Annotated in this window: 11 protein-coding genes and 1 tRNA gene; 5 read left to right on the top strand and 7 right to left on the bottom strand. The window is 50.6% G+C overall.

The genetic code is table 11. From position 1 onward, the window contains the following. Positions 1-16: 16 nt before the first annotated feature. From clpP to groES, 6 genes are all read right to left on the bottom strand, one after another. Positions 17-661, bottom strand: a complete 645-nt coding sequence (clpP, locus tag IT527_RS04515) for an ATP-dependent Clp endopeptidase proteolytic subunit ClpP (protein ID WP_292967132.1) — start codon at positions 659-661, stop codon at positions 17-19. Continuing rightward, positions 645-1,964, bottom strand: coding sequence for a trigger factor (tig, locus tag IT527_RS04520; protein ID WP_292967134.1), 1,320 nt, complete (start codon positions 1,962-1,964; stop codon positions 645-647). Before tig ends, clpP begins: the two co-directional genes overlap by 17 nt. A gap of 81 nt (positions 1,965-2,045) precedes the next feature. Further along, positions 2,046-2,131: transfer RNA gene (locus tag IT527_RS04525), tRNA-Leu, on the bottom strand. Positions 2,132-2,301: 170 nt separating this feature from the next. Next, positions 2,302-3,066 (bottom strand): SDR family oxidoreductase, encoded by a 765-nt coding sequence (locus tag IT527_RS04530; protein WP_292967136.1) that lies wholly within the window; start codon positions 3,064-3,066, stop codon positions 2,302-2,304. A 110-nt stretch (positions 3,067-3,176) separates the two neighbouring features. Then, the gene (gene groL / locus IT527_RS04535) at positions 3,177-4,820 is read right to left on the bottom strand and encodes a chaperonin GroEL (RefSeq protein ID WP_292967138.1); all 1,644 of its coding nucleotides are present in this window, start codon (positions 4,818-4,820) and stop codon (positions 3,177-3,179) included. Between the two features lie 43 nt (positions 4,821-4,863). Then, the gene (gene groES / locus IT527_RS04540; protein ID WP_292967140.1) at positions 4,864-5,154 is read right to left on the bottom strand and encodes a co-chaperone GroES; all 291 of its coding nucleotides are present in this window, start codon (positions 5,152-5,154) and stop codon (positions 4,864-4,866) included. Positions 5,155-5,310: 156 nt separating this feature from the next. Here groES and bioA point away from each other — a divergent pair, with 156 nt between their 5' ends. Next, on the top strand, positions 5,311-6,621 hold the full coding sequence (gene bioA / locus IT527_RS04545; protein ID WP_292967142.1) for an adenosylmethionine--8-amino-7-oxononanoate transaminase: 1,311 nt from the start codon (positions 5,311-5,313) through the stop codon (positions 6,619-6,621). A 7-nt stretch (positions 6,622-6,628) separates the two neighbouring features. Further along, the gene (locus tag IT527_RS04550) at positions 6,629-8,035 is read left to right on the top strand and encodes an MBL fold metallo-hydrolase (RefSeq protein WP_292967241.1); all 1,407 of its coding nucleotides are present in this window, start codon (positions 6,629-6,631) and stop codon (positions 8,033-8,035) included. A gap of 58 nt (positions 8,036-8,093) precedes the next feature. On the opposite strand, the gene IT527_RS04555 is transcribed toward IT527_RS04550, so the two are convergent. Further along, a complete protein-coding gene (locus IT527_RS04555) occupies positions 8,094-8,402 on the bottom strand; it encodes a cytochrome c (protein ID WP_292967144.1) in 309 nt (102 codons plus the stop codon). Between the two features lie 143 nt (positions 8,403-8,545). On the opposite strand from IT527_RS04555, the gene xth reads away from it, so the two are divergent. From xth to flhB, 3 genes are all read left to right on the top strand, one after another. Beyond that, entirely contained in the window at positions 8,546-9,310 is a 765-nt protein-coding gene (gene xth / locus IT527_RS04560; RefSeq protein ID WP_292967146.1) for an exodeoxyribonuclease III, read from the top strand. A gap of 75 nt (positions 9,311-9,385) precedes the next feature. Then, on the top strand, positions 9,386-10,498 hold the full coding sequence (gene ald / locus IT527_RS04565) for an alanine dehydrogenase (RefSeq protein ID WP_292967148.1): 1,113 nt from the start codon (positions 9,386-9,388) through the stop codon (positions 10,496-10,498). Positions 10,499-10,893: 395 nt separating this feature from the next. Continuing rightward, complete coding sequence (flhB, locus tag IT527_RS04570) at positions 10,894-12,030, top strand: flagellar biosynthesis protein FlhB (RefSeq protein WP_292967150.1); 1,137 nt, start codon at positions 10,894-10,896, stop codon at positions 12,028-12,030. Positions 12,031-12,048: the final 18 nt, after the last annotated feature.

Genomic DNA, 12,048 nt, shown 5'->3' on the forward strand with positions numbered 1-12,048 from the left:
AAAAGGCAATCTGGTTTTATTTCTGTTTTACTTCTCTACTGGTCAATACCGCATCCACCAGACCATACTTTACCGCAGCCTCTGCACCAAGAAAATTGTCACGATCCGTATCCCGCTCAACAGCCTTGACTGTTTGACCGGTATGTTTGGCCATAATTTCATTTAATCGGCTTTTCAGCGCCAGAATTTCCTTCGCATGTATCTCTATATCGGATGCCTGCCCCTGAAACCCGCCCATTGGCTGGTGAATCATGACACGCGAATTTGGCAGACAGTAACGCTTTCCTTTGGCACCTGCTGTCAGTAACAGCGCCCCCATACTGGCCGCCTGGCCTATACAAAGCGTACTGACATCCGGCTTGATGAATTGCATGGTGTCATATACAGCCAAACCCGCTGTCACAAGACCGCCGGGAGAATTGATATACAGGAAAATATCTTTCTCTGAATTTTCAGATTCCAAAAACAGAAGCTGGGCAACCACCAGATTGGCGGAAGATTCTGTAACAGGTCCCACGAGGAAAATAATCCTCTCCCTGAGCAGCCTCGAATAAATATCATAGGCGCGCTCCCCCCTGCCACTGGTTTCGATAACCATGGGGATTAAACCTAACCCTGCCGTATCCAATCCACCTTTCTCCTGATCAACTGTTGACTGCATAGGTATGTCCCATCAATTCGTCAAAGGTAACATTCTGATCAACAACTTTTGCATTATCCAACAACCATAATACGGCATTATCCTCCAGTACAAGCGGCTCAATTTCCTTAAGGCGCTCTGGTGATGCGTAATGCCATTTGACAACCTGCTCAGGATTTTCATAACCCTGGGCATGTTCTTCGATAAAACTTTTAATCTGTTCAGGCTTGACACCCAATTCGTGCGTATTAATTAGCTCGGATAAAATAAGACCCAATCTGACGCGTCGCTCGGCTTTTTCCAGAAACATGTCCCGCTGTAAATTCGGATCTTTATGAAGACCGCGCGCAGTACGCGTACTTTGCATTTCCTCAACCAGCCGATCCGCCTCCTGCCGGATCAGAACTCTGGGAACCTGTATCGAAACCTTATCCAGCAAGGCTTGCATGATTTGTTCCTTGAGCCTGTTACGAATACGCTGGGCCGTTTCACGTTGAAGATTAGCCTTTATTTCCGATCGCATTCTATCAATATCCCCCTCCGGGATACCTAACGCTTTGGCAAATTCGCTATCAACCTCCGGCAGCCTGGGAGCTTCGAGTTGATTGAGTCTGACAGTAAAACTGACCTTCTTTCCAGCAATATCTTTACCCGGATAATCCGCAGGGAAAGTCATATCAAATGTTTTTTCCTGCCCCACGGTCATACCTTGAATGGCTGATTCAAAATCAGCAAGCAGGTGTCCATCTCCAAGGATAACGCTATAGTTGCTCGCTTTCCCACCGGGGAAAGCTTCTCCGTCAAGCAGCCCCTGGTAATCAACAGTAACCCGGTCACCCGTTTGTGCCGGACGCTCAGCTGGTTCATAAGCGGCTCGCTGTTTGCGCAGAATATCCAGTGTTTTCTGGATTTCAGCATCCCCGATCTGTAAAGCCGGTTTATTAACCGTAATTGAGCTTAAGTCTCCCAATTCAACATCAGGATAGATTTCAAAGGTTGCACGAAACTCATAGCTTGTTGCGTCACTTACACCCGAATTTTTAGATTCAAAATCCGGAACACCTGCAACACGATATTTTTCCTGATTAACCACCTCACTAAACTGCTGCTGCAACAGCTCACTCAGCACTTCATGCTCGATCTGGTGACCGTATTGCTGAATTACCATTTTTAACGGAACCTTGCCCGGACGGAATCCCTGAATCTTGACCCTGGGAGCCAGGCGCTTCAGTCGTACCCCTACCTCAACCTCAACTTTTTCTCGTGAAACAGAAAGTTCAATAATGCGCTCCAGCGGGTTGGAGGCTTCCCCTTGTGTCTGCATCTGTTTTCCTGAACTGATAAGTAACTTTAATCAAACAAGCGGTACGATCATGCTGCACTCAATTTGGCCGGATCCTTTCCATGGTGCGAAAGGGGGGACTCGAACCCCCACACCTCATCGGCGCCAGAACCTAAATCTGGTGCGTCTGCCAATTCCGCCACTTTCGCGCGCCGGTTATTCCGGGGACAAGACCTGTGTCCTTTTAAAAAAAGGATCACCTGCTGCCAAAACTGCTACCTGCATAGCTGCAATATGAACTTCCACGCAACCGATCACACCACAACCTTTTGCGGCCGATTATACCTTCTTCCAGCAGGCATCGCTGATTTCCTGCCCGCTATGTGCCTTGTTCCTTCTGACCGCTGAAGGTTTTGCCGGTTATGCCGACACTATCCGGCCCCATCAGGAAAAGATAGGTTTCCATCAAATCCGCCGGTTTGGGCAACAAACGATTATTGCTGCCAGGGTGCGTTTTTGTACGCTGTGGTGTATCTACGGCACCGGGGATCAATGCATTGACCCGCAAATTCGGATACATCTCCCACTCCCCGGCCTGAATTTTAACCAGCACCTCAACACCTGCCTTCGCCACTGCAAAAGCTCCCCAATAAGCGGCAGGAGCCTGGCCGTGAGTATCTCCTGTCATGATCACACTGGCATCCGGAGATGCATTGAGCAATGGAAAGCAAGCACGAGTCAGCATGGCGGGCACCAGCAGATTAACTGCCATAATGGTCTGCCAATGCTCAGATGTATGAAAAGCAAGCGGCATCGGACCATAAGTCCAGGCGGCATTGTGCAGAATACCATCCAGCCTGCCGAGCTGAGAGGCAATCGCCTCAGTCAGCTCGGCAACAGTAGCTTCTGTTGCCTGCTCATAATCAAACGGTAAAATAACTGCGGAAGCTTTGCCAAGCGCTTCGATTTCATCGTACACCTGTTCAAGTTTCCCGGTTTTACGGCCATGAAGAATAACTGTGGCGCCGTGTTCCGCATAAGCCAGAGCAGCAGCACGTCCAATACCCTGTCCGGCGCCCGTAACCAGGATAACCCTGTCTGCAAGTAAATTACGGCCACCCGAATATGTTTTCAAAGTATCCAATAGCGTTTTCCAGCACGATCGATAAAAAACCAAAAACCACAACGGCCGGTATTTTGCCTACCGATCCGTTGTGGTTCCCGATTACAAACAGATAGACCGGTCGTGGTCGATTACATGTCCATACCGCCCATGCCACCCATACCGCCCATACCGGCGCCAGCTCCGGGTGCATCTTCTTTCGGAATCTCGGCAACCATAGCATCTGTTGTCAGGATCAGCCCGGCAACTGATGCTGCATTCTGCAGAGCAGAGCGGGTTACTTTGGTCGGATCCAGAACACCCATGGCAACGAGGTCACCATATTCGCCGGTTGACGCATTGTAGCCAAAGGTACCCTGGCCTTCCTTGACTCTATTGACAACCACGGAAGCCTCGTCACCGCAATTGGTCACGATTTGGCGCAGCGGTTCTTCCATTGCACGCAGAACGATCTTGATGCCGGAATCCTGGTCGTGATTATCGCCCTTAGCCTTGCTGACAGCATTAATAGTACGCAACAATGCAACACCACCTCCCGGAACAATACCTTCCTCAACTGCTGCACGGGTTGCATGCAAAGCATCTTCAACACGTGCTTTTTTCTCTTTCATTTCCACTTCAGTTGCTGCACCGACTTTGATCAGCGCAACACCACCCGCCAGCTTGGCCACGCGCTCCTGAAGTTTTTCACGATCGTAATCGCTGGTCGCTTCCTCAATCTGCTTACGAATCTGAGCAACGCGCGCTTCAATGGTCTTGGCATCACCTGCGCCATCAATAATGGTGGTGTTTTCTTTGCCGACTTCGATGCGTTTTGCCTGACCCAGATCTTCCAGGCGGGCTTTTTCCAGTGATAAGCCGACTTCTTCTGCAATCACAGTACCACCAGTCAGGACTGCAATATCTTCCAGCATGGCTTTACGGCGATCACCAAAACCGGGCGCCTTAACTGCGCAAGTTTTGAGAATACCGCGAATATTGTTAACTACCAGCGTAGCCAGCGCTTCACCATCCACATCTTCGGCAATAATCAGCAAAGGCTTGCCCGCTTTTGCCACTTGTTCCAGCACCGGCAAAAGATCACGGATGTTGGAGATTTTTTTGTCGTGCAACAGAACGAACGGACTTTCCAGCGCCGCAATCTGCTTGTCTGCACTGCTGACAAAGTAAGGGGAAAGATAACCGCGATCGAACTGCATTCCCTCCACAACATCCAGCTCATTTTCCAGACCGGAACCGTCTTCAACGGTAATCACACCTTCCTTACCGACCTTATCCATCGCTTCAGCAATAATCTTGCCGATTTCCGTATCAGAGTTGGCGGAAATGCTGCCTACCTGGGCAATCTCCTTACTGGTGGAACAGGGTTTGGACAGTTTTTTCAGCTCCTCTACCGCAACAGCCACTGCTTTTTCAATACCACGCTTCAGATCCATCGGATTCATTCCGGCAGCCACATAGCGCATACCTTCCTTGACGATGGACTGTGCCAATACCGTTGCAGTCGTTGTACCATCGCCCGCGGTATCCGAGGTTTTACTGGCGACTTCCTTGACCATTTGCGCACCCATATTCTCGAACTTGTCTTTCAGCTCGATCTCTTTGGCAACCGATACACCATCCTTGGTGATGGTCGGGGCGCCGTATGAACGCTCCAGTACGACATTACGGCCTTTGGGCCCCAGGGTTACTTTAACTGCATCTGCCAGAACGTTTACGCCATTGATCACGGCATGACGTGCTGAATCACCAAATCTCACTTCTTTAGCTGCCATATTTTTCTCCCGATTTCAGTTGGTTATTTAATTTAATAATCCATTAACCTTCAATCACACCCATGATGTCTTCTTCACGCATCACCAGGAATTCTTCACCCTTAATTTTCACGGCTTGACCGGCATACTTTCCAAACAGCACCTTGTCGCCAACTTTGACCTCCAGTGCGCGGATTTTGCCATCTTCACCCACTTTTCCTTTGCCAACGGCGATAATCTCACCCTGATCCGGCTTTTCTGCCGCGGTATCAGGAATGACGATGCCGGATGCTGTCTTGCGCTCTTCTTCCAGTCGCTTGACAATTACACGATCATGCAAAGGGCGGATATTCATAGTCCTTTTCTCCTACAATGATTAACGAAAGTGATTAGAAATTTTATTATTTGATCCAATAAGCACCTGCACCTGTTGAGTGTAAGCAAACGGACTGTTAGCACTCAACGTCAGTGAGTGCTAATAATAGAGACTGTCATAAGGAATTTCAAGCCCGTGAACGATAAAAAATCAGCTTTGCATAACCGGTGCGCTGTCTGGCACCCCTGTACCCAAATGAAACATCATGAAGCCTATCCCCCTGTACTGATTACCAGAGGAAAAGGAATCTGGTTACATGATGCTGATGGGAAACGGTATCTGGATACCATCAGTTCATGGTGGGTTAATTTGTTTGGACACTGCAACCCCCGCATCAATGCCGCCATCATCGATCAGCTGGGTAAGCTGGAACACGCCATGCTGGCCGGGCTGGCGCATGAACCGGTTGTCGAGTTGTCAGCACGGCTAAGTACCATAACACCAGGTGATTTAAGTCACTGTTTTTATGCCAGCGATGGCGCATCAGCCAATGAAATCGCACTCAAAATGAGTTTTCATTACTGGCAGCAAAGCGGTTTCCCTCAAAAGACTCAATTTGTTAATTTACAAAACGGTTATCACGGAGAAACCCTGGGAGCATTATCGGTCACTGATGTGCCGATTTTTCGGCAGGTTTATGCACCATTGTTACGTCCCGCCCATGTAGTGCGCACACCTGACTGGCGCTTTGCTGAAACCGGAGAAACGCCGGAAGCGTATGCACTGAGAGCTGCTGCTGAACTGGAAAAACACCTTGCAGAGCATCATGCCAGTACAGCCGCGCTGATTCTGGAGCCACTGGTACAGGGAGCCGTCGGAATGGGAATGTATCATCCGGTTTACCTGCAGCGTGCACGGGAAATCTGCAATACCTACCGGGTTCACCTGATTGCAGATGAAATCGCAGTGGGATTCGGCCGGACAGGCACCCTGTTTGCCTGCGAACAGGCGGCTGTCACCCCGGATTTTATGTGTCTTGCCAAAGGGTTGAGCGGCGGATATCTGCCATTATCCGTTGTTCTGACCAATGATACGGTTTACCAGACGTTCTATAACGACCAGGCCAGCCGGGCTTTTCTTCATTCACATTCACACTCCGGCAATGCACTTGCCTGCCGCGCTGCACTGGCCACACTTGATATCATTGAGCAGGATAACGTGATCGAAATGAACCGCCACAAAGCCGGTTTTCTCAACCAATGCCTGCAGCCCGTCCAGGCACATCCGAGCGTCAGACACTTTCGTAACTGCGGCATGATCTGGGCCTTTGAAGTCGAAAACCCCCAACCGGATTTCACACACCGGTTTGCACAGGCCGGGCTGAAGCATCAGCTTCTGATACGCCCTATGGGAAATTCAGTCTACATTATGCCGCCGTATATCATTAATGAAGAAGAAATGGTACTCATGTCACAGGCCATTCTGAACATTCTCAATGAAATATAACTCGCCCATGCAGATCACTTTTCTGGGTGCAGCAGGAGAAGTCACCGGGTCATGCTATCTGGTTGAAACGGCAGAGGTCCGTTTCCTGGTGGATTGCGGCATGTTTCAGGGCGGGCGGGATGCCGATCACAAAAACAGTACTGCAATCGACTTTAATCCCGAAACAATCGATTTTGTTTTACTGACCCACGCACATGTGGATCATTCCGGATTATTGCCGCGCCTGGCTGTACTGGGCTTCCGGGGGCCTGTCTACATGACTGGCGCCACGGCTGATTTGCTCGCCGTTATTCTGAGGGACAGCGCCCATATTCAGGAAAAAGAAGCGGAATGGCATACCAAAACGGCGTTGCGTAATAAACGCTCGTTGAATCATAAACATACACCGCTTTATACGGTTACTCAGGCCGAAACCTTTCTCAGACAAATACGCCGCATCAATTACGATGAACCCTGTCAGCCACATCCATCGGTACGTTGCCAGTTTCGCGATGCCGGGCACATTATCGGATCAGCCATTATTGAGGTCTGGCTGAAATCAGGTCCGCAGCATAAAAAAATTGTTTTCTCGGGCGATCTGGGACAGCGAGGTCATCCAATCGTGCGCGATCCGACGCTCATCCAGGAAGCTGATTACCTGCTGGTTGAATCCACTTACGGCAACCGCTGTCACCGCAGCATGCAGGATACACGTGATGAGCTGGTGGAAATCATTAACCGGACGCTCACGAAAAACCGCGGCAACATCATCGTGCCGGCTTTTTCAGTTGGTCGTACTCAGGATCTGCTGTTTCTGCTGGCCGATCTGCAGCGACAGGGACGACTGGGCACCATGGAGGTTTATGTGGATTCACCCATGGCCCTGGCTGTTACAGAAATTACGCTCAGCCACAGGGAATTACTCGACAGGGAAACCATCAATGCGCTGAACTGGCACGATCAGCACAATGAAAACCTGCACATCCATCTCACACAGGAAATTGAGGACTCAATCCGGCTCAATCACATACGATCCGGTGCAATTATTATCTCCGCCAGCGGTATGTGTAATGCCGGGCGTATTAAATATCACCTGAAATACAATCTGCCCAGGCCCGAATGCAGTATTTTGTTTACCGGCTTTCAGGCGGCAGAAACATTGGGTCGCAAGCTGGTGGATGGCAACAAAAATGTGCGTATTTTTGGTGAACAAATCCCTGTGCGCGCATCGATTCATACTGTTGGCGGACTCTCCGCCCACGCGGATCAGCAGGAGTTGCTCAACTGGTTAAAGGGATTCCACCGGCCGCCCCTGAAAACATTTGTCGTTCATGGCGAGCCCGATAATGCTGAAGCTTTTGCTGGTGTCATTCGGGAACAACTGCAGTGGCCTGTAAGTATTCCCCGGCGCATGACAATCGAACGGCTGGACTGATTCCACTTTCAGCAGAAGGTGGAATCAGCAATTCCGCAGTCGGTTTCCCGGCTGGAAATTATTTGGTTCTGCTGTTTGCCAGAATAAATTCAGCCAGACGCTGCGCCGGTTCTCCGGTAATGTTGGGGAAAGAACTCATTGTCATTCCACCTTTATTCACCTTCTCGATAATGGCTTCTTTAGTGGCCATCTTGGAACTCAAGGCCATCACCTTGCCATCTGTTTCCGGTTTATGACATTTCGTACAGTTCGCATAAAAAATATCCTCGCCACTGGCGTTGGCAGGTGGTGTGTAAGTATCCGTTTTTGCACAGCCTGTCAGTCCGATTACTGCAGAAACCGCCAACAACCCGATCGTTTTTTTCATTTCCATCTCCGTTTAACAAGGGCCGCCATTATAGCTGCTATTCTGCTGCAGTTTACTTATCACACCCCTATCCAGTCATGTAACTGCTGGAATTGATGATAGTATTTTCAGCCCGGTTATTTGAGTAACAATCAGAACAAATCATGAAAATTGCTACCTGGAATGTGAATTCGCTCAAGGTTCGCCTGCCACAGGTGATCAACTGGCTGAACCTCAATCAGCCGGATGTGTTATGCCTGCAGGAAACCAAGCTTCAGGACGAGTTTTTTCCGATGGATGACATTGCACAGGCAGGCTACCACTCAACCTTTATCGGGCAAAAAACCTACAACGGTGTTGCCCTGCTGAGTAAGGAAGCCGGGAGTGATGTCTGTACTGCTTTGCCCGGCCCGGACGATGTGCAGAAAAGGCTGATTGCAGCCACCTATGGAGACTTGCGCATCATTTGCGCTTACGTGCCAAATGGCGAACATGTCGATTCGGAAAAATACACTTACAAGCTGGAATGGCTATCCCGGTTACACCATTTTCTGCAGCAGGAACAGGCACGTTACGGCCAGGTGGCCTTGCTGGGCGATTTCAATATTGCTCCGGAAGATCGCGATGTTTATGATCCTGAAGCCTGGCGAGGGCAAGTGTTGTGCAGCGAACCCGAGCGGCAGGCATTTCGCGGATTGCTGGACACAGGCTTTGTTGACAGTTTTAGCCTGTTTGAACAGCCGGAAAAAACCTACACCTGGTGGGATTATCGCATGATGGCTTTCCGCCGAAACCGGGGGTTACGCATTGACCACATTCTGTTGAGCCGTGAAATGGCAGATCGCTGTACTGCCTGGCAGGTGGATAAAACCCCCAGAAAACTGGAACGCCCGTCCGATCATGCACCAGTATGGGTGGAACTGGCATAAACATTAAAAATAAACATCAGAATTGGCGTATTTGCAGCTTAATCATCAAAATCAAATGAAAGGCTTAGGGCGTAAATGATTATTGGATTACCCAAAGAAACAAAAGCAGATGAATACCGGGTCGGGCTGACACCAGGCAGCGTGCACACACTGATTGGTCGCGGCCATCGTATTCTGGTCGAAACCGGAGCAGGTGCAGGCAGCGTCATTTCTGATCAGGATTATCGTGATGCCGGGGCGGAAATTGTGAAACAGGCTGAAGACACCTGGGCAGCGGAGCTGGTGGTCAAGGTAAAGGAACCGACCGAATCGGAGTATCAATATCTGCGAAAAGATTTACTGCTGTTCACTTACCTGCACCTGGCCTCAAACAGAATCCTGACAGAAAAGCTGCTCACCAGCGGTACCAGCGCAATAGCCTATGAAACCGTACAGACAGCATCAGGCGCACTTCCGTTACTGACACCCATGAGCGAAGTGGCAGGACGTATGGCAGTACAGATTGGCGCAACCTATCTGCTGAAAACACAGGGTGGCCGAGGCGTTCTGATGGGAGGTGTTCCGGGCGTTGCACCGGCTAATGTCGTTATTCTGGGGGCCGGTGTGGTCGGTGCCAATGCCGCGACAGTCGCCGCCGGTATGGGCGCAGCAGTAACAGCGCTGGATATTAACCATGATCGCCTGAAAGCACTGGATGACCGCTTTTCCGGACGGCTGCAAACCCGTTACTGCGATGCCATCAATGTACGTCAGGCCGTTTACGAAGCCGATCTGATCATTGGCGCAATCCTGATCCCCGGCGGGCGGTCACCCTGGCTAATCACAAGAGAAATGCTGCCGAAAATGCGCAGCGGTTCAGTGATTGTCGATGTAGCAGTCGATCAGGGAGGATGTGTGGAAACTACCCGGCCTACCACGCACAGCCACCCGGTTTTCGAAGTTGACGGGGTATTGCATTACTGCGTGGCCAATATGCCCGGTGCGGTACCACGCACCAGCACGTTTGCACTGAACAACCAGACTGCCAGCTATGTCGCCACACTGGCAAATGATGGCCTGGCAGCCTTGCGCAATAATCAGGCACTGCTAAATGGTCTCAATACACACCATGGACAGGTGACACACCCGGCAGTTGCTGAAGCTTTCGGATTACCTTACACGCCCCCACTGGAAGCGCTGGTTGCCTGAAATAAATGAAAAATAAAGAATCGCATATTCCCTGCCAGGCACCTGAATAACCCGATATTTTCAATAAATTCTGCAGCACAACGGTAATCGCGGCCGGATTGGGCTTAATTTCTTCAGGAAAGCATGCTTTCCTGTTGACATTGTCCCGTTTTTCCTAAAATCACCCCGGGCAGCAGCAATTCAGCCTGTTTGGGGCGTCAGAAAATTCCCCCCGATCTCTTCCGGAAATCAACCAGCCGCTTCAGGTTAATCACAGCCCGGATTGTGTCTGTCTTTGTTAAATCCTGTCATATTTTCTCCGGGATCACCCGATTAGCAGCCTAAATCCTCGCTTGTTTGCCGCATCACATTCCGGGCAGGCACGGATAATTCCGTCTCATTGAAAGGAATCCGCCATGGCAGACGATAGCGATCTTGAACGCACTGAACCGGCCTCGCCCAAACGTCTGGAGAAAGCCAGAGAAGAAGGGCAGGTGCCACGTTCGCAGGAATTGACCACGTTCACCATGCTGATTGCAGCCTCCGGCGGTTTATGGGTAACCGGTTCCCTGCTCATGCAGAAACTGTCTGCCATTCTGGAAAATGGCCTGCGCATGGAGCAGGAGGTGGCTTTCAATCCGGCACGGTTACTGCCCCGGCTGTTTCAGCTGGCACTCGATGGATTATTGGCCATGGCTCCTCTGTTTGGATGGCTGATTATCGTTGCATTTGCAGCACCCATGCTGCTCAGCGGGTGGCTGTTCAGCTCCAAGGCATTGCTGCCGGATTTCAAGCGTCTTAATCCGGTCAATGGGCTTAAAAGAGTATTTTCATCGCGTGGACTGGTTGAGCTGGTCAAGGCCATCGCCAAGGCGTCTGTCATTGGTGGCGTCGCCGCCATGGTGATCTGGAATCACAAACAGGACGTGCTTGATCTGACAGGCATGCCGCTGGACATCGGTCTGATCAGCGTGGGAAAACTGATTATCCTGACTTTTGTACTGATTGTCGGTGCCATGCTGCTGATCGTCGCGATTGATGTGCCCTTCCAGCTCTGGAATCACACCCGCCAGTTGCGGATGTCCAAAGAAGAGTTGCGCAAGGAAGCCAAGGAAGATGATGGCGATCCGCAAGTCAAGGGACGCATCCGCAACATGCAGCGTCAGATGGCACGCCGGCGCATGATGGCGGAAGTGCCCAAAGCGGACGTGGTGGTTACCAACCCGACGCATTATGCCATTGCTCTGAAATATCAGGATGGCTCGATGCGTGCACCGAAAGTAGTGGCAAAAGGCACTCAACTGATTGCAGCACGAATTCGCGAGCTGGCAAAAGAGAACCATATCCCGGTACTTGAAGTGCCGCCACTGGCGCGCGCGCTGTATCACCACGTGGAGCTGGATTCAGAGATTCCTGAAACACTTTATACCGCTGTGGCACACGTGCTGGCTTACGTTTTTCAGTTGAAACAGTATCAGACCGCGGGCGGCACTGCACCGCAGCTGCCATCGGAAATCGCAATACCGGAAGGAATGGATCAGGCCGGACAGTAATTTGCCCGGCCAGTACAT

Source organism: Nitrosomonas sp. (genome assembly GCF_020852615.1).
GTDB lineage: Bacteria > Pseudomonadota > Gammaproteobacteria > Burkholderiales > Nitrosomonadaceae > Nitrosomonas.